The following is a 21659-nucleotide window of genomic DNA, read 5'->3' on the forward strand; positions in this document are numbered from 1 at the left end:
CTCGTGAGGACGGTTCCCCATGGCGCTCCAGCCAGACCCTGCCCCCCGTTCGACGCGCTCCCTGCGGCCGGCGCACCGACGTTTCTCGGCCGTGCCCGAGGCCGTCGGTGCCTACGACCCGGCGAACGAGAAGGACGCCTGCGGGCTCGCCATGGTCGCGACGCTCCGCGGCACCGCCGGGCACGACATCGTGGACGCCGCGCTCGGCGCGCTCCGGAACCTCGAGCACCGCGGTGCCGTCGGCTCCGACGCCGGTACCGGTGACGGCGCGGGCATCCTGTGCCAGGTGCCGGATGCGTTCCTGCGCGACGAGGTGCCCTTCGAGCTGCCCGCCGCGGGGGAGTACGCGGTGGGAACGGCCTACCTGCCCGTCGACGAGGACGAGCGCCACGCGGTGAAGGGCGCCGTCGAGCGCATCGCCCGTGAAGAGGGCCTGAAGGTCCTCGGCTGGCGCGAGGTGCCGGTGCGTCCGGAGGTCCTCGGGACGCTCGCGCGTGCCGCCATGCCGGCGTTCGAGCAGCTCTTCGTCGCCTCGACCCGGCACGACGTCCACGGTGCCGCCTGGAGCGGCATCGCCCTCGACCGTCAGTCATTCCGGCTGCGCAAGCGCGCGGAGCACGGCGTCGAGGTCTACTTCATGTCGCTGTCGAGCCGGACGATGGTCTACAAGGGCATGGTCACGACGCTCCAGCTCGAGCCGTTCTACCCGGACCTCAGCGACGAGCGCTTCGCGTCGAAGCTCGCGATCGTGCACTCGCGCTACTCGACGAACACCTTCCCGTCGTGGCCGCTGGCGCAGCCGTTCCGCACGCTCGCGCACAACGGTGAGATCAACACCGTCCGTGGCAACCGCAACTGGATGCGCGCGCGCCAGTCCCAGCTCGAGAGCGAGCTCCTCGGCGACCTCGCGCCGCTGCTGCCGATCGTCAGCCCGGGCGCGAGCGACTCGGCGTCGTTCGACGAGACCCTCGAGCTGCTCACGCTGACCGGCCGCAGCCTGCCGCACGCGGTGTCGATGATGGTGCCGGAGGCCTGGGAGAACCAGGTCGGCATGGACCCGGACCTCCGGGCGTTCTACGAGTACCACTCGATGCTCATGGAGCCGTGGGACGGCCCGGCGGCGATCACGTTCACCGACGGTGCGGTCGTCGGCGCGACGCTCGACCGCAACGGCCTGCGCCCCGGGCGCTTCCTGGTGACGGACGACGGCCTGATCGTGATGGGGTCCGAGACGGGCGTCATCGACGTCCCGCCGGGCAAGGTCGTCCGCAAGGGCCGCCTGCGTCCGGGCCGGATGTTCGTCGTGGACACCGAGGCCGGGCGGATCATCGAGGACGACGAGGTCAAGCGCGAGCTGGCGACCTCCGGCCCGTGGGCGCAGTGGCTCGACGAGGGCCGCATCAACCTGAGCGACCTGCCGGAGCGCGAGCACATCGTGCACACCCCGGCGTCGGTGACCCGGCGCCAGCGCGCGTTCGGGTACACGGAAGAAGAGGTCCGCATCCTGCTCCGTCCGATGGCGCAGACCGGCGCGGAACCCCTCGGCGCGATGGGCTCGGACACGCCGATCGCCGTGCTCTCCGAGCGTCCGCGCCTGCTGTTCGACTACTTCACGCAGCAGTTCGCGCAGGTGACGAACCCGCCGCTCGACTCGATCCGCGAGCAGGTCATCACCTCCATGGGCATGGGCCTCGGACCGGAGCGCAACCTGCTGAGCGCCGGGCCCGAGCACGCGAAGCAGATCGTGCTCGACTTCCCGGTGATCGACAACGACGAGCTCGCGAAGATCCAGCACTTCGAGACGGAGTCCGGACGCCACCTGACCGTCACGATCAAGGGCCTGTACCGCGTCGACGCGGGCAAGAAGGCGATGCAGAAGCGCATCGCGGCGGTCTGCGACGAGGTCGACCAGGCGATCGAGTCGGGCAAGCAGTTCATCGTGCTGTCCGACCGTGACGGCAACGCCGAGCAGGCACCCGTCCCGAGCCTCCTGCTGCTCGCGGCCGTGCACCACCACCTCATCCGCACCGAGCAGCGCATGAAGGTCGGGCTCATCGTCGAGGCCGGCGACGTCCGCGAGGTCCACCACGTCGCGACCCTGATCGGCTACGGCGCCTCGGCGATCAACCCGTACCTGGCGATGGAGACGTGCGAGAACCTCGTGCGCTCGGGCATGATCACGGGCATCACGCCGGAGCAGGCCGTGAAGAACGTGATCAAGGCGCTCGGCAAGGGCGTGCTGAAGATCATGTCGAAGATGGGCATCTCGACGGTGTCCAGCTACGCCGGCGCGCAGGCGTTCGAGGCCGTCGGGCTCAGCCAGGAGCTCGTGGACAAGTACTTCACGGGCACGTCGTCGATCCTCGGCGGGGTCGGCATCGAGGTCATCGCGAAGGAGAACGCCGAGCGCCACGCCCAGGCGTACCCGCAGGACGGCGCGGTGCTGTCGCACGAGCGGCTGCAGACCGGCGGCGAGTACCAGTGGCGTCGTGAGGGTCCGCCGCACCTGTTCAACCCGGACACGGTCTTCCGGCTCCAGCACGCCACCCGCGCCCGCCGGTACGACATCTTCCGCGAGTACTCGCAGGCGGTCGACGACCAGTCCGAGGAGCTCATGACGCTCCGCGGTCTGTTCCGGTTCCGTCACGGCGTCCGGGATCCGATCGCGCTGGACGAGGTCGAGCCGATCGAGTCGATCGTGAAGCGGTTCAACACCGGCGCGATGTCCTACGGGTCCATCTCCCAAGAGGCCCACGAGACCCTCGCGATCGCGATGAACCGCCTCGGTGCGCGCTCGAACACGGGCGAGGGCGGCGAGGACGTCGAGCGTCTGCTCGACCCCGAGCGTCGCAGTGCGATCAAGCAGGTCGCCTCCGGCCGCTTCGGCGTCACGAGCATGTACCTGACGCACGCCACCGACATCCAGCTGAAGATGGCGCAGGGCGCGAAGCCGGGCGAGGGCGGGCAGCTGCCCCCGACCAAGGTGTACCCGTGGGTCGCGCGCACCCGGCACGCGACCGCCGGCGTCGGGCTCATCTCGCCGCCGCCGCACCACGACATCTACTCGATCGAGGACCTCAAGCAGCTCATCTTCGACGTGAAGCGGGCGAACCCGTCCGCGCGCGTCCACGTGAAGCTCGTGAGCCAGTCCGGCATCGGCGCGGTCGCCGCGGGTGTGACGAAGGCGCTGGCCGACGTCGTGCTCGTGTCCGGCCACGACGGCGGCACCGGGGCGTCCCCGCTCAACTCGCTCAAGCACGCGGGCACCCCGTGGGAGATCGGCCTGGCCGAGACCCAGCAGACCCTCATGCTGAACGGCATGCGCGACCGCGTGGTCGTGCAGGTCGACGGTCAGATGAAGACCGGCCGCGACGTGGTCGTGGCGGCGCTGCTCGGCGCCGAGGAGTACGGCTTCGCGACCGCACCGCTCGTCGTCGAGGGCTGCATCCTGATGCGTGTCTGCCACCTGGACACGTGCCCGGTGGGCGTCGCGACGCAGAACCCGGAGCTCCGCAAGCGCTTCACCGGCAAGCCCGAGTTCGTCGTGAACTTCTTCGAGTTCATCGCGCAGGAGGTCCGTGAGCTCCTCGCCGAGCTCGGCTTCCGGTCGCTCGACGAGGCCATCGGACAGGTCGACGCGCTCGACACCGACCGTGCCGTGGAGCACTGGAAGGCGTCGGGCCTCGACCTCGCACCGGTCCTGCACGGACCGGAGTTCGGCCGCGACGAGCCCCGCCGTCACCTGCGCGAGCAGGACCACGAGCTCGACGAGCACTTCGACGTGCAGCTCGTCCGGCAGACCGCCGACGTCCTCGAGCACGGCGGCTCCGTCGCGCTCGACCTGCCGATCCGCAACACCGAGCGGGCGGTCGGCACCATGCTGGGCCACGAGGTCACGCTGCGGCACGGCGAGCACGGCCTGCCCGCCGGGTCGATCGACATCACGCTGCGCGGCTCGGCCGGGCAGTCGCTCGGGGCGTTCCTGCCGGCGGGCATCACGCTCCGCCTGGTCGGCGACAGCAACGACTACGTCGGCAAGGGCCTGTCAGGCGGCGCCATCGTCGTCCGACCGGACACCGAGTCGGCGTTCGAACCGTCCGAGAACGTCATCGCGGGCAACGTCATCGGCTACGGCGCGACCCAGGGCAGCATGTTCATCCGCGGCATCGTGGGCGAGCGGTTCCTCGTCCGGAACTCCGGCGCCACCGCGGTGGTCGAGGGCGTGGGCGACCACGCGCTCGAGTACATGACCGGTGGGCTCGCGCTGATCCTGGGCGAGACCGGACGGAACCTCGGCGCCGGCATGTCCGGCGGCACCGCGTACGTCCGCGGGCTCCGTCGGGGGCACGTGAACGCCGACGCGCTGGCGACCGGTGAGCTGCGGCTCGAGGAGCTCGACAGCGCCGACGTCGAGATCGTCACCGACCTGCTCCGGCAGCACCTCGCCGAGACCGGGTCGACCGTCGCGGGCGACCTGCTCGAGTCCGGTGACCTGGGCGACTTCGTCAAGGTGCTCCCGCGGGACTACGCCGCCGTCCTCGCGACCCGCCAGCAGGCGGTCGACGAGGGCCTCGACCCGGACGGCACCGTCGTCTGGAACCGCATCCTGGAGGTGACCGGTGGCTGACACGACCCCGGCACGCTCCCGCAGCGACCACCCCACCCCGAACGAGACCGAGCAGGAGGCGGACCATGGCTGACCCGAAGGGCTTCCTCAAGGTGCAGGAGCGCGAGCTCCCGCCCCGCCGCCCCGTGCCCGTGCGGCTCATGGACTGGAAGGAGGTCTACGAGCAGCAGGAGTCCGGTGCCCTGAAGCGGCAGGCCGGTCGATGCATGGACTGCGGCGTGCCCTTCTGCCACCAGGGCTGCCCGCTCGGGAACCTCATCCCGGAGTGGAACGACCTGACCTGGCGCGGCGAGGGCCGCCAGGCGATCGAGCGCCTGCACGCGACGAACAACTTCCCGGAGTTCACCGGCAAGCTCTGCCCCGCCCCGTGCGAGGCGTCCTGCGTGCTCGGCATCAACCAGCCGCCGGTCACCATCAAGCAGGTCGAGGTCTCGATCATCGACGAGGCGTACAAGAACGGCTGGGTCACCCCGCACCCGCCGGAGCGCCTGACCGGCAAGACCGTCGCGGTCGTGGGTTCGGGCCCCGCCGGCCTCGCCGCCGCGCAGCAGCTCACGCGCGCCGGTCACACCGTCGCCGTGTACGAGCGGGACGACCGCATCGGTGGCCTGCTGCGCTACGGCATCCCGGACTTCAAGATGGAGAAGCGCCAGATCGACGCGCGGCTCGCCCAGATGCAGGCCGAGGGCACCCGCTTCCGCGCCGGCGTCGAGATCGGCGTGGACATCACGTGGGACGACCTGAAGTCCCGCTACGACGCGGTCGTCGTCGCCACCGGCGCCACGGTGCCGCGCGACCTGCCGATCCCCGGACGCGACCTCGCGGGCGTGCACTACGCCATGGAGTACCTCGTCCAGCAGAACAAGGCGAACGCCGGCACCACCGTCGACAACCAGGTCACGGCCGAGGGCAAGCACGTCGTCGTCATCGGCGGCGGCGACACCGGTGCGGACTGCATCGGCACCGCCCACCGCCAGGGCGCCCTGAGCGTGACGAACCTGGCGATCGGCAAGCGGCCGCCGCTCGAGCGTCCGTCCGAGCAGCCGTGGCCGATGTTCCCGACGGTGTTCGAGGTCACGAGCGCCCACGAGGAGGGCGGCGAGCGGCACTTCCTGGCGTCGACGGTCGAGTTCCTCGGCAACGCCGCGGGCGAGGTCCGCGCGCTCCGGGTCGCCGAGACCGAGTACCTCGACGGTCGTCGCGTGCCGAAGACGGGCACCGAGCGCGAGATCCCGGCCGACCTGGTGCTCATCGCGATGGGCTTCACCGGTCCCGAGACCGACACCATCGAGCCGCAGCTCGGGCTCCCCGCGACGGTGTCGGGAGCGGTCGCCCGTCAGGCCGACTACTCGACGAACGAGCCCGGCGTGTTCGTGGCCGGCGACGCCGGCCGCGGTCAGTCGCTCATCGTCTGGGCGATCGCCGAGGGGCGCGCCGCCGCCTCGAAGGTCGACGCGTACCTCGAGGGCTCGACGATCCTGCCGGCGCCCGTCAAGGCGACCGACCGTGCGCTCACGGTCTGACGTCGTGAACGCGCACGGAACACCGGTCCACCGATGAGCAGCAGGCCACCGGCACTCGATAGGGTGCTGGTGGCCTGCTCTCGTTCCGCGCGGCCCCACAGCGCGGAAACCGGCACCACCCACCACACGAAGGAATCCATTGAGACGCGCAAAGATCGTTTCGACGCTCGGTCCGGCTACGTCGGACTACGAGACCGTCAAGGAGATCATCGAAGCGGGCGTCGACGTCGCCCGCCTCAACCTCAGCCACGGTGACTACAGCGTCCACGAGGCCAACTACGAGAACGTCCGTCGCGCCGCCGAGGACCTCGGCAAGCCGGTCGCGATCCTCGTCGACCTGCAGGGTCCGAAGATCCGTCTCGCGAAGTTCGCCGACGGCCCGCACGAGCTCGCCGTCGGTGACGTCTTCACGATCACGACCGAGGACGTCCCCGGCTCGAAGGAGATCTGCGGCACGACGTTCAAGGGCCTGCCCCAGGACGTCAAGCCCGGCGACCCGCTGCTCATCGACGACGGCCGCGTCCGCCTGCGCGTGCTCGACACCGACGGCGTGCGCGTGCGCACCGAGGTCGTCGTCGCCGGCACCGTCTCGAACAACAAGGGCATCAACCTGCCCGGCGTCGCGGTCAACGTCCCGGCGCTGAGCGAGAAGGACGAGGCGGACCTCCGCTGGGCGATCCGTCAGGGCGCCGACCTCATCGCGCTCTCGTTCGTCCGCAATGCCTCGGACGTCGTCCGCGCCCACGAGATCATGGACGAGGAGGGCAAGCGCCTCCCGATCATCGCCAAGGTCGAGAAGCCGCAGGCCGTCGACGCCCTCGAGGAGATCATCGACGCCTTCGACAGCATCATGGTCGCCCGCGGTGACCTCGGTGTGGAGCTCCCGCTCGAGGCCGTCCCGATCGTGCAGAAGCGCGCCGTCGAGCTGTCCCGCCGCATGGCGAAGCCGGTCATCGTCGCGACGCAGATGCTCGAGTCGATGATCTCGTCGCCGATCCCGACCCGGGCCGAGACCTCCGACGTCGCGAACGCCGTCCTCGACGGCGCGGACGCGGTCATGCTCTCCGGTGAGACCAGCGTCGGCGAGTACCCGGTGCAGACGGTCCGCACGATGGCCCGCATCGTCGAGTCGACCGAGGACCACGGCCTGGAGCGCATCGCCCCGCTCGGCACGAAGCCGCGCACGCTCGGCGGTGCGATCACGCTCGCCGCGGTCGAGATCGCCGAGTTCACCGAGGCGTCGTACCTCTGCGTCTTCACCGAGTCCGGCGACTCGGCCCGTCGCATGTCGCGGCTCCGCCACGGTCTGCCGATCATCGCGTTCACCCCGAACGAGGCCACGCGTCGCCGCATGGCGCTCACCTGGGGTGTCCGCTCGTTCCTCGTGGAGCGCAAGACCCACACCGACGAGCTGTTCTCGCAGGTCGACGACGTGCTGCTCGCGAACGGTCTCGCCGCCCCCGGCGACCGGGTCATCGTGACGGCCGGCTCGCCTCCCGGACTCGAGGGCTCGACGAACGACCTGCGCGTGCACCGCGTCGGCGACGCGCACGCCGAGGCGGCTCCCGCCTACGTGCGGGACTGACCCCGGTCACACCACCCGGTCACCACGCCGACAGGGCGCGGACTGGAGGCACGGCGCGACACCGCGCACGGCCTCCGGTCCGCGCCCTGTCGCGTGTGTGCCCCCGCCGCGTCGGGTCAGCGACGGCGTCGACACGCCGGCGTCGCCGCGAGACGGCCCGGAGCGCGCGAGACGCCCCCGGATCCGGCGGCGTCTCGTCGCGACGACGGCGTCTCGCCGTGACCGAGGCGTCTCGTCGCGCCGTGACCGAGGCGTCCCCATGCGCCGGAACCGGCCACCCGCGGTGCGGCGCGACCGCGCGTCGGAGCGAGCGGGCAGGATCGGTGCCGTGAGCCTCCAGGACGAACGCCCCACCGCACCCACCGCAGCCGACGTGCGCCGCTGGCGTCGGTACCTGGCGGACGAGCGCGCCGAGGCCGCGGTCTACCGGAACCTGTCGACGCGCCGCGCCGGCGAGGAGCGCGAGATCCTGGCGGCACTGGCCGACGCCGAGGGGCGGCACGAGCAGCACTGGCTCGACCTGCTCGGTGACGACGTCGGCCGACCGCTCCGCGGCAGCCTGCGCACCAGGGTCCTCGCCGCACTCGCGAAGCGGTTCGGCTCGGTGTTCGTCCTCGCGCTCATGCAGCGCGCCGAGGACCGGTCGCCCTACGCCGACGACGACGACGCGACCGCAAGGATGGCGGCCGACGAGCGGATCCACGGCGAGGTCGTCCGGGGCCTCGCGAACCGCGGACGGATGCGGTTGTCCGGCACCTTCCGCGCGGCCGTCTTCGGGGCCAACGACGGACTCGTGTCGAACCTCGCGCTGATCATCGGCATCAGTGCCTCGGGCGCCGACCGGCACTTCGTGCTGCTCAGCGGGATCGCCGGGTTGCTCGCCGGTGCACTGTCGATGGGGGCGGGGGAGTACGTGTCGGTGCGGTCGCAGCGCGAGCTCCTCGACGCCTCCGCGCCGCACCCCGAGGCCGGGCAGGCGGTCGCCGACCTGGACGTCGACGCCAACGAGCTCGCCCTGGTCTACCGCGCGCGGGGCATGGACGAGGCTGCGGCGCAGGCGCACGCGGCCGAGGTCCTCGGCGGTCGGACGGTCACGGCAGCCACCGCGACGGACGAGCACGAGGCGGTGGGCAGCGGGACGAGCGCCGCCGTGTCGAGCTTCTGCTTCTTCGCGTCAGGGGCGATCATCCCGGTGCTGCCCTACCTGTTCGGCCTCGAGGGCTGGGCGGCGATCGTGCTCGCGGCCGTGCTGGTCGGCATCGCACTCCTCGGGACCGGTGCGGTCGTCGGTGTGCTCAGCGGGGCCTCACCGCTGAAGCGTGCGCTGCGCCAGCTCGCGATCGGCTTCGGCGCAGCGGTCGTGACGTACGGGCTCGGCCTGCTGTTCGGGACCGGGAGCGCGTGACGGGGTTCGCGAGCGGTTCCCGCTGGATGCCGCAGCAGCCGGCGGACGCTCCTGCCGGACGCCTCAGCGGCGGGCGGCCGCGCGCGGCGGCAGCAGCAGGAGCGCCGCGGCACCGACGACGACCAGCGCGATGCCGGAGAACACCGTGAACACCGTCAGCGCGAGCCCCGGCGCGACGAGCACGACCACACCGCCGATGAGCGAGAGCAGGCCGCTCACCACGCTCGGCAGTCTCGAGGAACCCGGGTGCCCCACGAACGCGCCGACGATGGCTGCGACACCTTCGAGGAGGAACGCCACGCCCGCCAGCACGGCGTAGGCCAACAGGGGGATCGCCGGGTCGACGAGGGTCACCAGGCCGGCGAGCCCGACCAGTCCGCCGACGACTCCCGACGTCCACCGCCAGACGGCGGACGTGCCGTGTCCGCGCACCGCCGCGACGACGCGCATCGCGCCCGCCGCCACCAGGTAGACGCCGAAGACGAGTGCGACGAGGACGAGGGACGGTTCGGGCCAGACGACGGCGACGATGCCGAGCGCGATCGCGACGACGGCCGTGACGACGACGAACGCGCGGAACGACCGCACGGCTCGAGAGTCCACGGGTGCCCCTTCCGCTCGGTCCGCGAGGACCCCGACGGTACCCGTGGGAACACGTCGGCGTCCGCGGTCAGGAGCGGGCGCGCCGGTCCGGCCGGGAGGCGCGCCGTGCGTCGACCGGTCGGCCGACGACGGACCCCTCCCGCACCGGGGCGACCCGCTCAGGACCCGGACGTCGGCGCGGGGGTGGCGGATCCGTCCACGCGGTCGCCCTGGCCCGGCTGCGGCGGCTTCGGGGCGTCCGTGCCGGTCGGCGGGGTGGGGACGTCGCCGTCCTCCGGCGGCTCCGGTGCGTCCGTGCCCGTCGGCGGCTTCGGTGCGTCCGTCCCGGTCGGCGGCTTCGGCGCGTCGCCGTGCTTCGGCTTCGGTGCGTCGCCGGCCGGCGGGTCGGCCACGCAGCCGGGAGCCGGAGCAGCGCCCGGACCGGTGCCCTCGGCGCCCGGTGCCTTCTCCGCGCCGTGGCCGGGGGCATCCTTCGCGCCCGGAGCGGGAGCGCCGGTCGGTGCGCCGCTGGGCGCATCCGTCGGTGCACTCGTGGCGCGCGGGGTGCCGGATCCGTCGGCGACGGCGGCGGTCACGCCGAGCCCGCCGAGGAGCAGCGCTGCAGCGGCCGCGGATCCGATCCCCACGCGACGCAGCGTGCGGCGGCGACGGTCCGGAGCGGTGACGGGCTGGTCGTGTCGTTCGTCCTGCATGGTGTGCCTTCCGTGTCGGTGTGACCGGACCGGGGTGGTCCGGCGACGAGGACGACGGTCGAGCTCGAATCTGAAGCAGGACTGAAGCACAGCGGTCCTCCAGCGTCCTCCATGCTCCTTGCAGGCAGTGCCCACCTACCGTGTCCGCCGTGAACGCACCCGCTCGTGTCCTGGTGGTCGAGGACGACGACTCCCTCCGCACCGCCGTCGCCGCGACCCTGCGCGCCGAGGGCTTCGTCGTGACCGACGTGTCCGACGGCCGCTCGATCGCCGAGGACCTCGACCGGGCCGCCCCCGACCTCGTCCTGCTCGACTGGATGCTGCCCGGCCCGAGCGGCATCCTGCTCGCGGCCCGGATCCGCACACGGTCGGACGCCGCCGTCGTGATGATGACCGCGCGGGACGAGCTCGACGACCGACTCCGCGGCTTCGCCGAGGGGGCCGACGACTACGTGGTGAAGCCGTTCGCGATGGCCGAGCTCGTGGCCAGGGTGACCGCGGTGCTGCGTCGCCGCGGTCGGGTCCCGTCGGTGATCGAGGTCGGCGACCTGGTGCTCGACCCCGAGGGCGCGACCGTCCGACGCGGTGGTGTCCTGCTCGACCTGACCGCCACGGAGTTCCGGCTGCTGCGCTTCCTCGCCGAGAGCCGGGGCCGGACGGTGTCGAAGGGACAGATCACGACACAGGTGTGGGGCTACGAGGACATCGCGCCGAACCTGGTCGAGGTCCACCTCAGCGCACTCCGCCGCAAGATGGAGGCGCACGGACCCCGGCTCGTGCACACCGTCCGAGGGCTCGGGTACCGGCTCGCCGTGGACCGGGGCGCAGCGTGATGCCGGTCGGCGGTCGGCTCCGCACCACGTCGCTGCGGTTGCGGACCGTCGTGGCGGTGCTCGTGCTGCTCGCGGTGCTGCTCGCCGGACTCGTCGTCGCGGTCGAGGCGGTGCTCGGCGCCCGGCTCCACGCCCAGGTCGAGGACCGACTGCGGGACCGGGCGGCCGCCGCGGCCGCGCTCGTCGGGGTGCTCGACGCGGACGACCTGGCCGACCGGCTCTCGGCTCAGGGACTCTCGGTGCGGATCGTGCAGCCCGACGGTGCCGCTGTCGAAGCCGGTCCCACTCCGGACCAGCTGCGCTCCGGTCCCCCCGACCCAGGAGGGCTCCCGGGGCCGGCCGTGCGCAACCGGTCGTCCGCAGGGTCGTCGGCCCCCGGATCGACGTCTGCCGGGTCGACGTCTGCCGGGTCGTCGTCGGCCGGGTCGACCGGGCCCGGAGCCGCCTCGGCGACGTCCGGTGCGTCCGTCGTGTCGTCCAGCCTGCGCGACGACGACGGCGTCCTCACGCTCCGGTCCGTCCTCGACGACGGCACCCGCATCACGCTCACCGCCGGGACACGTGACGTCCAGGAGACCCTCGCGCAGCTCGGGTGGGTCATGGGCGGCGCGTCCGCGGCCTTCCTCGGTGTCGCCGTCGCGGGCGTCGTCGTGGTCGTCCGTCGGGCGCTGCGCCCGCTCGACGAGGTCACCGCGACGGCGCGCTCGATCGCCGACGGTGATCGCGGTCGGCGCCTCCGACCTGCCAGGACCGACACCGAGATCGGCCGCGTGGCCGCCGCGTTCGACGAGATGCTCGACGCCGTCGAGGGCGCCGAGGCCCAGGCCGTCGCCGCCGAGGAGCGCGTGCGCGGGTTCCTGTCCGACGCGGCACACGAACTCCGCACGCCGGTCGCCGGTGTCCGCGCAGCGGCCGACACCCTCGTGCGCAGCGGCGGTGACGACCCCGCGACGACCGAGGTGCTCGCCGTGCACGTCGTCCGCCAGGCGGACCGCGCGGCACGCCTCGTCGAAGACATGCTCACGATGGCGCGCCTCGACCGCGGGATCGCCCTCGACCGACGGCCGACCGACCTCGTGCCGTGGCTCCGTGCCGAGGTCGACCGGCTCGGACTCCGGCTGCCGGGCATCGCCCTGCAGCCCGACGTACCGTCTGGGCCCGTGCGAGCAGACGTCGACCCCGACCGGCTCGCCCAGGTGCTCGGCAACCTCCTCGACAACGCCGCACGGTCCACCGGCGGGACGGGGACGGTCCGGGTGGTCCTCGGCACGGACGGGGGCGAGGTGGTGCTCGTCGTCGAGGACGACGGACCCGGCATCCCCGTCGAGGACCGGGAGCGGGTGTTCGACCGGCTCGTCCGGCTCGAGGACTCCCGCGACGTCCGCTCGGGCGGCGCAGGACTCGGCCTGCCGATCGCCCGAGGCATCGCGGTCGCCCACGGCGGCACCCTGGTCCACGGGGACGACGCCACGCTCGGCGGCGCCCGGTTCGTGCTCCGCCTGCCCCGCACCGGACGGTCCGTCGATGCTGCGCCGGGAGCACCCCGGGCTGTCGGTCAGGCCCCTGCGTCTGCCACGATGGGCACGTGAGCGCTCTTCAGGAGACCGGCCGGGTCGTCGCGGTGAGCCGCGACGCCGAGCACCGCTTCAGCAAGCCCGTCGTCGAGGAGATCAGCCTCGTCGCCGGGTGGGGTGTCGAGGGCGACGCCCACGCCGGCACGACCGTGCAGCACCGGTCGCGCGTCGCCCGCGACCCCTCGCAGCCGAACCTGCGCCAGGTGCACCTGCTGCACGCCGAGGTCTTCGACGAGGTCGCGGCGGCCGGGCACACGGTCGTCCCCGGCGACATGGGGGAGAACGTCACCACGCGCGGCGTCGACCTGCTCGGACTGCCGACGGGTGCGCTGCTCCACCTCGGCGACGACGCGTGCGTCCGCGTGACGGGGCTCCGGAACCCCTGCCAGCAGATCAACGACTTCGACCCCGGCCTGCTCCGCGCGGTCCTCGGTCGGGCCGAGGACGGGACGGTGGAGCGCAAGGGCGGCGTGATGGGGGTGGTCGTCGCGGGCGGCGTGGTCCGCGCCGGTGACACCGTCCGTGTCGAGCTGCCGGCGGGGGAGCCGCAGCCGCTCGTGCCGGTGTGACGACCGGAGGCGGACCCGGGCCCTGCTAGCCTGGAGCCCTCGCGAGTGTGGTGGAACGGTAGACACGGGGCACTCAAAATGCTCTGCCTCACGGCGTGCGGGTTCGAGTCCCGCCACTCGTACAAGGTCGCTCACGGCGCGCGGGGCTGCGCGCACCGAGGGTCCCGCCACTCGTACAGAACGGCCTCCTTGAACGGGGACTCCACAGCTGACGGAAGCCGCGCACTCCGTCTAGTAGGCTCTCCGTCGTGAGTGACACAGAAGCAACCCCAGCAGCACCGCGTCGCGTCGTCGTCGCCGAGGACGAGTCGCTCATCCGTCTCGACATCGTCGAGATCCTCCGCGACAACGGGTTCGACGTGGTCGGCGAGGCCGGCGACGGTGAGACCGCCGTCCAGCTCGCGACCGATCTGCGTCCGGACCTCGTCGTCATGGACGTCAAGATGCCGCAGCTCGACGGCATCTCCGCTGCCGAGAAGCTCTCCAAGAACCACATCGCTCCGGTGGTCCTCCTCACGGCGTTCAGCCAGAAGGACCTCGTCGAGCGCGCGACGGAGGCCGGTGCGCTGGCCTACGTCGTGAAGCCCTTCACCCCGAACGACCTGCTGCCCGCGATCGAGATCGCCCTCTCGCGGCACCAGCAGATCATCACGCTCGAGGCCGAGGTGGCCGACCTCGTCGAGCGCTTCGAGACCCGCAAGCTCGTCGACCGTGCCAAGGGCCTGCTCAACGAGAAGATGGGCCTCACCGAGCCCGAGGCGTTCCGTTGGATCCAGAAGGCGTCGATGGACCGCCGTCTGACCATGCACGACGTCGCGAAGGCGATCATCGAGCAGCTCAGCGCCAAGAAGTAACGAGTACCCACTCGCTCACGCGGAGAGCGCCGCCGGACCCGGTCCGGCGGCGCTCTCCGCGTCCCGGCCACGGCAGGTGCCGGACGGGAGGCGCGGGTCGGCCCCGCCGCCGAGCCGGTGACCTGGCAGGGTGGGGACATGGACGACGTGGTGATCCGAGCCTCCCGACCGGCGGACATGCCTTCGGTCGCCGACCTGCGCTGGCGGTGGAGCGTCGACGAGGACGGGCGCGCGCCGACGGCGACGCGCGAGGAGTACCGCGAGGCGATGACCGCCTTCGCCCGCGAGCACGCCGACTCGCACCGGTGCGTCGTCGCGGAGCGGGGCGGCGTCGTGCTCGGCATGGCGTGGCTCGCGCTGAACGCCCGTCCGCCGGTGCCGCACCGTCCGCGGGGACGCGTCGCCGCCGAGCTGCAGAGCGTCTACGTGCACCCGGACCTACGCGGTGCCGGAGTCGCGAAGCTCCTGGTCGCGGCCCTGCTCGACGTGGCGGACGAGGCCGGCGCGGAGCGCGTGGTGGTGCACTCGAGCGTCGTCGGCGAGACGCTCTACCGTCGGCTCGGGTTCGGGGACGCCCGCCTGCTGCTGCAGCGACCGCCGGAGGACTGAACGGTCCCGATCCGGTGGACTAGCGCCGCTCACGGATCATGTTCGTGATCCGCACGGTCGAGCACCGTCGGCCCTCGTCGTCGGTCAGGACGATCTCGTGCGTCGTCAGGGTGCCGCCGAGGTGGATCGCCGTGCAGGTCCCGGTGACGCGGCCGCTCGTGGCGCTCCGCGAGTGCGACGCGCTCAGCTCGATGCCGACGGCGTAGCGCCCGGGGCCGGCGTGGACGTTCGCGGCCATCGACCCGAGGCTCTCGGCGAGCACGACGTAGGCGCCGCCGTGCAGCAGGCCGACCGGCTGGCGGTTGCCCTCGACGGGGATCGATCCGACGGCCCGCTCGGCGCTCAGCTCGGTGATCTCCATGCCCATCTTCGTGGCGAGTTCACCCATCCCGCGGTCGGACAGTCGCTCGTCGACGGCTCCGGAGGTGGTCGGTTCGTGGGTCACGTCGTCGGTCACGCTGGCGGACTCCCGTGTCGGATGGCGTCGGTAGGCTGTCCGGGTGTCGGACTCCGCAAAGCCTACCCTCATGGTCATCGACGGCCACTCGCTCGCCTTCCGGGCCTTCTACGCGCTCCCGGTCGACAGCTTCGTGAACCGCGAGGGGCAGCACACGAACGCCATCCACGGCTTCATCTCGATGCTGCTCATGCTCCTGCAGCGCGAGAAGCCGACGCACCTGGCGGTCGCGTTCGACATCTCCCGGTTCTCGTTCCGCACGCGTGAGTACGAGGACTACAAGGGCACCCGTTCCGAGACCCCGCCGGAGTTCAAGGGCCAGATCCCGCTCCTGCAGCAGGCGCTCGAGGCGATGGGCATTACGACGGTCACGAAGGAGGACTACGAGGCCGACGACATCCTCGCCACCTTCGCCCGCCAGGGGTCCGAGCAGGGGTACCAGGTGTACGTCGTGTCCGGCGACCGCGACTCCATCCAGCTCGTGAACGACGACGTCACGCTGCTGTACCCGTCGGTGCGCGGTGTCTCCGAGCTCACCCGCTACGACCGCGACAAGGTGTACGAGCGGTACGGCATCGAGCCGCACCAGTACCCCGACATCGCGGCGCTCGTGGGCGAGACCAGCGACAACCTGATCGGCATCGACAAGGTCGGTGAGAAGACCGCGGTGAAGTGGATCACGGCGTACGGCTCGCTCGACGGGGTGCTCGAGCACGCCGACGAGATCAAGGGCGTCGTCGGCAACAACCTCCGCGAGCAGAAGGACCGGGCGATCCGGAACCGGAAGCTCAACCGACTCGTGAACGACGTCGAGCTGCCCGTGGGCCCCGGCGACGTCGCACTGCGCCCGCTCGACGAGCAGGCGGTCCGCGACCTCTTCGCGAAGCTGCAGTTCCGCACCCTGCTCGACCGGGTGTTCAAGGTCGCCGGCAGCGGTGAGCCCAGCGAGGCGAGCGACGCCCCCGGCGCCGTCGACAGCGGCGCCCCGACCCCGCCGAAGGTCACCACGGTCATCGACGAGGAGCTCGGCCACTGGCTCGAGCGCAAGGGTGCGAACGACGCCGAGAACGGGTTCGGCGTCGCGGTCGAGGTCATCGACGGCCGACTCAGCGCGATCGGCATCGCCACCCACGACGACGCCGTCCTGGTGCCCGGCGGCAGCGGCGCGAAGGACTACGAGCAGCTCGCAGCGTGGTTCGCGTCCGACGCCCCGAAGCACTTCCACGACGCCAAGACCGCCATCAAGGCCCTCGGCACGGTCGGCATCACCGTCGCGGGCATCGCCGGCGACGCCCGCATCACCGGGTGGCTCGCACAGCCGGGCAAGCAGGGGCAGCCCCTCGCCGACCTCGTGTACCAGGAGCTCGGCGAGGAACTGCCCACCGCCGACCCGAACCAGCTCGTCCCCGAGACCGAGCCGGTGAACATCGGGGTGCACGCCTGGTACGTCCTGCGCGTCGACACCGCGCTGCGCTCGCGCGTCGACGAGTCCTCGCTGCGCGTGCTCGACACGATCGAGCTGCCGCTCGTCCCGGTGCTCGCGGGCATGGAGACCATCGGCGTCGGCATCGACCGACCGGTGCTGACCGGGCTGTCGCACGACCTGGGGGAGCGGGCCGCCGAGCTCGCCCAGCAGGCCTTCGCCGAGATCGGGCACGAGGTGAACCTCGGTTCGCCGAAGCAGCTGCAGGAGGTCCTGTTCACCGAGCTCGCGATGCCGAAGACCCGCAAGACGAAGACGGGCTTCTCGACCGACGCCGCGAGCCTGGCGGACCTGCAGGAGCAGCACCCGCACCCCTTCCTCGGCCTGCTGCTGCAGCACCGTGACGCCACGAAGCTCCGCCAGATCGTCGACACGCTCGACGCGGCGGTCGTCGACGGGCGCATCCACACCCGCTACGAGCAGACCGGCACGAGCACCGGCCGCGTGTCGTCGACCGACCCGAACCTGCAGAACATCCCGGTCAAGACCGCCGTCGGCCGCCGCATCCGCTCGGCCTTCGCGGTCGCCGAGCCGTACACGACCCTCGTCACCGCCGACTACTCGCAGATCGAGATGCGCATCATGGCGCACCTGTCGGGCGACCCGGGCCTCATCCAGGCCTTCAACGAGGGCGAGGACCTGCACCGCTTCGTCGGCGCACGGGTGTTCTCGGTCGAGCCGGCCGACGTCACGCCCGAGATGCGCACGAAGGTCAAGGCGATGTCCTACGGCCTGGCGTACGGCCTGAGCCCGTTCGGTCTGTCGAAGCAGCTCCGCATCGAGCAGTCCGAGGCCCGCACGCTCATGAACGAGTACTTCGCCCGGTTCGGTGCCGTGCGCGACTACCTCCGGGGCGTCGTCGAGCAGGCCCGCGAGGACGGCTACACCGAGACGATCTTCGGTCGCCGTCGTCCGTTCCCGGACCTGAAGAGCCCGAACCGCGTCCTCCGTGAGAACGCCGAGCGCGCCGCGTTGAACGCCCCGATCCAGGGGTCGGCGGCCGACATCATGAAGATCGCGATGCTCGGTGTCGACGAGGACCTCCGTGAGGGCTCGCTCGAGTCGCACCTGCTGCTCCAGGTGCACGACGAGCTCATCCTCGAGGTCGCGCCCGGCGAGCAGGAGCGCGTCGAGGAGATCCTGCGGACGCGCATGGGTGCGGCGGCCGAGCTGAGCGTCCCGCTCGACGTGTCGGTCGGCGTCGGCCCGAACTGGGAGGTCGCGGCGCACTGACGCGCGCGGGTCGCGTCGCGACCACGGGCCGGCCGGGAGGCACGGTGCCAGCTGGCACCGTGCCTCCCGTCCGTCGTCGTGTCGCTGGGTAGGGTCGGGGCATGAGCGAAGACCGACCCGTCCGCCAGCCGTCCGCCGTCGACCGCGTCGCGGAGGACTGGGTGTCCACCCTCGTCGACCTCGACCCGACCGTCGCCACGTACATCGGTGTCCCGGGACGCACCGACGGCTACGGTGACGCCTCTCCCGCCGGTGCCGACGCCCTCGCCGACGCTGCCCGCTCGGCCCGCCGCGCCCTCGACGCCGCCGAGTCGACCGACGACGTGGACCGCGTGACGAAGGCCGACCTCGGCGCGGAGCTCGACCTGGTCGTCGAGTCGCACGAGCGGAAGCTGCACCTGCGGAACCTCAACGTGATCGCGAGCCCCGCGCAGGAGTTCCGCGACGTCCTCGACCTGATGCCGACCGCCACGGCCGACGACTGGCAGGACGTCGCCGGTCGTCTCGCCGCGCTGCCGGACGCCCTCGAGGGGTACCGCGAGACCCTGCTCCAGGGCACGCGTGAGCAGGTGACGCCCGCGAAGCGCCAGGTCGAGTTCGTCGCCGAGCAGGCGGCGCGCAACGGCGCCGAGGACGGGTTCTTCCGGCAGCTGGTGGACGGCGCCGCGCTCGAGGGCGGCGCGCCGCTGCCCGAGTCGCTCCGCAGCGACCTGGCCCGCGGGGCGGAGGTCGCAGCCGCCGCCTACCGGTCGTTCAGCGGCTTCCTCCAGCACGAGCTCCTGCCGCTCGCGACCCCGGTGGACGCGGTCGGCCGCGAGGACTACGAGCTGCACTCCCGACGCTTCCTCGGCGCGGTCGTCGACCTCGACGAGACGTACGAGTGGGGCATCGAGGAGCTCGCCCGCATGCGCGACGAGCAGGAGCGCATCGCGGACCGCATCGAGTCCGGTGCCTCCGTGGCGCGCGCGATCGAGGTCCTCGACGCCGACCCCGCCCGCATCCTGCACGGCACCGACGCGCTGCAGCGGTGGATGCAGGAGACGAGCGACGCGTCGATCCGCGCGATGGACGGGAAGTACTTCGACATCGCCGACCCGATCAAGCGCCTGGAGTGCCGGATCGCCCCGACGCAGGAGGGCGGGATCTACTACACCGGCCCCTCCGACGACTTCTCGCGGGCCGGCCGCATGTGGTGGTCGGTGCCGCAGGGCGTGACCGAGTTCGGCACCTGGCGCGAGAAGACCACGGTCTACCACGAGGGCGTCCCGGGCCACCACCTGCAGATCAGCCAGGCAGTCTACAACCGCGGCGAGCTGAACACGTGGCGCCGGCAGCTGGCGGGTCCGTCCGGGCACGTGGAGGGCTGGGCGCTCTACGCCGAGCGGCTCATGGAGCAGCTCGGGTTCCTCGACGACGACGGCGACCGCCTCGGCATGCTCGACGGCCAGCGGATGCGTGCGGCCCGCGTCGTGCTCGACATCGGCGTGCACCTGCAGAAGACCAACCCCGACGGCGGCGGCTGGACGTGGGAGTACGCGCTCGACTTCATGGGGCAGAACGTCAACATGGCCCCGGAGTTCGTGCAGTTCGAGGTCGCCCGCTACTTCGGGTGGCCGGGACAGGCCCCGTCCTACAAGGTCGGGCAGCGCGTCTGGGAGTCGATCCGCGACGAGCTCGCCGCCCGCGAGGGCGCCGCGTTCGACCTGAAGGCCTTCCACCACCGCGCGCTCGCGCTCGGCGGTGTCGGCCTGGACACGCTCCGGAGCGCGCTGCTGGGCTGACCACCAGCGCCTGGCGGGTCCGAGACCGACGGCTGACGGACGGGAGGCGCGGGGCGGGCCCGCCACGCGCCTCCCGTCCGTCGCCGGTCGGGCTCCACCGTCCGGCCGGGCCCCGCCCGTCCGCGACACGCGACGACACGCCCGGTTGTCAGGGCCGCCGCGCTGCGGTTAGACTCGATCGGCGCAATCTGCGTCATCCAACCAACCGCTGCGACGGCTCGTACCTGCGACAGGTGCGGACCAGGGGGTCGCTCCCTCGCCGTCTCGGCCCGACTCATGTCCGTTCGGAGCAATCTCTACATGACAACCACCACGACCAAGGCTCCCAAGCAGGTCGCCATCAACGACATCGGCTCGGCTGATGACTTCCTGGCCGAGGTCGAGAAGACCCTGAAGTTCTTCAACGACGGAGACCTCATCTCCGGCACCGTCGTGAAGATCGACCGCGACGAGGTCCTCCTCGACGTCGGTTACAAGACCGAGGGTGTCATCCCCTCGCGCGAGCTCTCGATCAAGCACGACGTCGACCCCAACGAGGTCGTCGAGGTCGGCGACGAGGTCGAGGCCCTGGTCCTCCAGAAGGAGGACAAGGAAGGCCGCCTCATCCTGTCGAAGAAGCGTGCGCAGTACGAGCGCGCGTGGGGCGACGTCGAGAAGATCAAGGAGTCCGACGGCGTCGTGACCGGCACGGTCATCGAGGTCGTCAAGGGCGGTCTGATCGTCGACATCGGCCTCCGTGGCTTCCTCCCGGCCTCGCTCATCGAGCTGCGTCGCGTCCGCGACCTGACCCCGTACCTGGGTCAGGAGCTCGAGGCGAAGATCCTGGAGCTCGACAAGAACCGCAACAACGTGGTCCTCTCGCGCCGCGCCCTGCTCGAGCAGACGCAGTCCGAGTCGCGCACCACCTTCCTCAACAACCTCCACAAGGGCCAGGTCCGCAAGGGCATCGTGTCGTCGATCGTCAACTTCGGTGCGTTCGTCGACCTGGGCGGCGTCGACGGTCTCGTCCACGTCTCCGAGCTCTCCTGGAAGCACATCGAGCACGCCAGCGAGGTCGTCGAGGTCGGTCAGGAAGTCACCGTCGAGATCCTCGAGGTGGACCTGGACCGCGAGCGCGTGTCGCTCTCGCTCAAGGCCACGCAGGAGGACCCGTGGCAGGTCTTCGCCCGCACCCACGCGATCGGCCAGATCGCACCGGGCAAGGTCACGAAGCTCGTGCCGTTCGGTGCCTTCGTCCGCGTCGCCGACGGCATCGAGGGTCTCGTCCACATCTCGGAGCTCTCGAACAAGCACGTCGAGCTCGCCGAGCAGGTCGTCTCCGTCGGTGACGAGGTCTTCGTCAAGATCATCGACATCGACCTCGACCGTCGTCGCATCTCGCTCAGCCTCAAGCAGGCGAACGAGGGCGTGGACCCGGAGGGCACCGAGTTCGACCCGGCGCTCTACGGCATGCCGACCGAGTACGACGACCAGGGCAACTACAAGTACCCCGAGGGCTTCGACCCGGAGACCAACGAGTGGCTCGACGGCTACGACACCCAGCGCACCGAGTGGGAGGGCCAGTACGCGGCCGCCCAGTCGCGCTGGGAGGCCCACAAGGCGCAGGTCGCGAAGACCATCGCCGACGAGGAGAAGGGTGGCTTCGACCTCCCGGCCTCGGCCTCGAGCTCGTCCTCGTCGACCTTCTCGAGCGAGTCGAACGGTCAGGGCACCCTGGCCGACGACGCCTCGCTCGCGGCGCTCCGCGAGAAGCTCAGCTCGAGCAACTGATCGAGCGGGTCGCACCGTACCGGAAGCCCGGCACTCCTCACGGGGTGCCGGGCTTCCGGCG

15 protein-coding genes and 1 tRNA gene are annotated in these 21659 nt (G+C 71.7%); 13 read left to right on the top strand and 3 right to left on the bottom strand.

What is annotated here, in order from left to right; translation table 11 throughout:
• Positions 1-19: 19 nt before the first annotated feature.
• From gltB to ABIC52_RS01285, 4 genes are all read left to right on the top strand, one after another.
• Positions 20-4627 carry a glutamate synthase large subunit gene (gene gltB, locus ABIC52_RS01270; protein ID WP_354026412.1) on the top strand — a complete coding sequence of 1536 codons (4608 nt, stop codon included), beginning with the start codon at positions 20-22 and terminating at the stop codon, positions 4625-4627.
• A gap of 65 nt (positions 4628-4692) precedes the next feature.
• A complete protein-coding gene (locus tag ABIC52_RS01275; RefSeq protein ID WP_354026413.1) occupies positions 4693-6150 on the top strand; it encodes a glutamate synthase subunit beta in 1458 nt (485 codons plus the stop codon).
• A gap of 139 nt (positions 6151-6289) precedes the next feature.
• Entirely contained in the window at positions 6290-7735 is a 1446-nt protein-coding gene (gene pyk / locus ABIC52_RS01280; protein WP_066654495.1) for a pyruvate kinase, read from the top strand.
• A gap of 328 nt (positions 7736-8063) precedes the next feature.
• Positions 8064-9140, top strand: a complete 1077-nt coding sequence (locus tag ABIC52_RS01285; RefSeq protein ID WP_354026414.1) for a VIT1/CCC1 transporter family protein — start codon at positions 8064-8066, stop codon at positions 9138-9140.
• Positions 9141-9203: 63 nt separating this feature from the next.
• Here ABIC52_RS01285 and ABIC52_RS01290 read toward each other — a convergent pair whose 3' ends face one another.
• Both ABIC52_RS01290 and ABIC52_RS01295 read right to left on the bottom strand, forming a co-directional pair.
• On the bottom strand, positions 9204-9743 hold the full coding sequence (locus ABIC52_RS01290) for an HdeD family acid-resistance protein (RefSeq protein ID WP_161972603.1): 540 nt from the start codon (positions 9741-9743) through the stop codon (positions 9204-9206).
• A gap of 158 nt (positions 9744-9901) precedes the next feature.
• Positions 9902-10435 (bottom strand): hypothetical protein, encoded by a 534-nt coding sequence (locus tag ABIC52_RS01295; protein WP_354026415.1) that lies wholly within the window; start codon positions 10433-10435, stop codon positions 9902-9904.
• Positions 10436-10584: 149 nt separating this feature from the next.
• Here ABIC52_RS01295 and ABIC52_RS01300 point away from each other — a divergent pair, with 149 nt between their 5' ends.
• From ABIC52_RS01300 to ABIC52_RS01325, 6 genes are all read left to right on the top strand, one after another.
• Positions 10585-11268 (top strand): response regulator transcription factor, encoded by a 684-nt coding sequence (locus tag ABIC52_RS01300; protein WP_354026416.1) that lies wholly within the window; start codon positions 10585-10587, stop codon positions 11266-11268.
• Positions 11268-12857 (top strand): HAMP domain-containing sensor histidine kinase, encoded by a 1590-nt coding sequence (locus tag ABIC52_RS01305; protein ID WP_354026473.1) that lies wholly within the window; start codon positions 11268-11270, stop codon positions 12855-12857. Before ABIC52_RS01300 ends, ABIC52_RS01305 begins: the two co-directional genes overlap by 1 nt.
• Positions 12854-13411, top strand: coding sequence for an MOSC domain-containing protein (locus ABIC52_RS01310; protein WP_354026417.1), 558 nt, complete (start codon positions 12854-12856; stop codon positions 13409-13411). The genes ABIC52_RS01305 and ABIC52_RS01310 overlap by 4 nt, the downstream gene beginning before the upstream one ends.
• Positions 13412-13452: 41 nt before the next feature.
• Positions 13453-13533 (top strand) — tRNA-Leu (locus tag ABIC52_RS01315).
• Positions 13534-13659: 126 nt separating this feature from the next.
• Positions 13660-14265: an ANTAR domain-containing response regulator gene (locus ABIC52_RS01320; protein ID WP_022903868.1), complete on the top strand. Its 606-nt coding sequence runs from the start codon at positions 13660-13662 to the stop codon at positions 14263-14265.
• Positions 14266-14403: 138 nt separating this feature from the next.
• Positions 14404-14874 carry a GNAT family N-acetyltransferase gene (locus ABIC52_RS01325; protein ID WP_209823604.1) on the top strand — a complete coding sequence of 157 codons (471 nt, stop codon included), beginning with the start codon at positions 14404-14406 and terminating at the stop codon, positions 14872-14874.
• A 19-nt stretch (positions 14875-14893) separates the two neighbouring features.
• Here ABIC52_RS01325 and ABIC52_RS01330 read toward each other — a convergent pair whose 3' ends face one another.
• Positions 14894-15262 carry a PaaI family thioesterase gene (locus ABIC52_RS01330; RefSeq protein WP_058730186.1) on the bottom strand — a complete coding sequence of 123 codons (369 nt, stop codon included), beginning with the start codon at positions 15260-15262 and terminating at the stop codon, positions 14894-14896.
• 112 nt (positions 15263-15374) lie between these two features.
• Here ABIC52_RS01330 and polA point away from each other — a divergent pair, with 112 nt between their 5' ends.
• The 3 genes from polA to rpsA all read left to right on the top strand — a co-directional run bounded on the left by polA (position 15375) and on the right by rpsA (position 21598).
• A complete protein-coding gene (gene polA, locus ABIC52_RS01335; RefSeq protein WP_126891133.1) occupies positions 15375-18047 on the top strand; it encodes a DNA polymerase I in 2673 nt (890 codons plus the stop codon).
• 101 nt (positions 18048-18148) lie between these two features.
• On the top strand, positions 18149-19828 hold the full coding sequence (locus ABIC52_RS01340) for a DUF885 domain-containing protein (RefSeq protein WP_126891134.1): 1680 nt from the start codon (positions 18149-18151) through the stop codon (positions 19826-19828).
• A 300-nt stretch (positions 19829-20128) separates the two neighbouring features.
• On the top strand, positions 20129-21598 hold the full coding sequence (rpsA, locus tag ABIC52_RS01345) for a 30S ribosomal protein S1 (protein WP_126891135.1): 1470 nt from the start codon (positions 20129-20131) through the stop codon (positions 21596-21598).
• Positions 21599-21659 lie beyond the last annotated feature (61 nt).

Origin of the sequence: Curtobacterium oceanosedimentum (assembly GCF_040545555.1) — a bacterium.
Classification (GTDB): domain Bacteria; phylum Actinomycetota; class Actinomycetes; order Actinomycetales; family Microbacteriaceae; genus Curtobacterium.

What these genes read in the sequence shown, in the direction of transcription:
- ABIC52_RS01330 (WP_058730186.1), bottom strand. Translation starts at nt 15,262, where the DNA reads ATGGGTGAACTCGCCACGAAGATGGGCATGGAGATCACCGAGCTGAGC.
- ABIC52_RS01340 (WP_126891134.1), top strand. Translation starts at nt 18,149, where the DNA reads ATGAGCGAAGACCGACCCGTCCGCCAGCCGTCCGCCGTCGACCGCGTC.
- ABIC52_RS01275 (WP_354026413.1), top strand. Translation starts at nt 4,693, where the DNA reads ATGGCTGACCCGAAGGGCTTCCTCAAGGTGCAGGAGCGCGAGCTCCCG.
- gltB (WP_354026412.1), top strand. Translation starts at nt 20, where the DNA reads ATGGCGCTCCAGCCAGACCCTGCCCCCCGTTCGACGCGCTCCCTGCGG.
- ABIC52_RS01305 (WP_354026473.1), top strand. Translation starts at nt 11,268, where the DNA reads ATGCCGGTCGGCGGTCGGCTCCGCACCACGTCGCTGCGGTTGCGGACC.
- ABIC52_RS01295 (WP_354026415.1), bottom strand. Translation starts at nt 10,435, where the DNA reads ATGCAGGACGAACGACACGACCAGCCCGTCACCGCTCCGGACCGTCGC.
- rpsA (WP_126891135.1), top strand. Translation starts at nt 20,129, where the DNA reads ATGACAACCACCACGACCAAGGCTCCCAAGCAGGTCGCCATCAACGAC.
- ABIC52_RS01325 (WP_209823604.1), top strand. Translation starts at nt 14,404, where the DNA reads ATGGACGACGTGGTGATCCGAGCCTCCCGACCGGCGGACATGCCTTCG.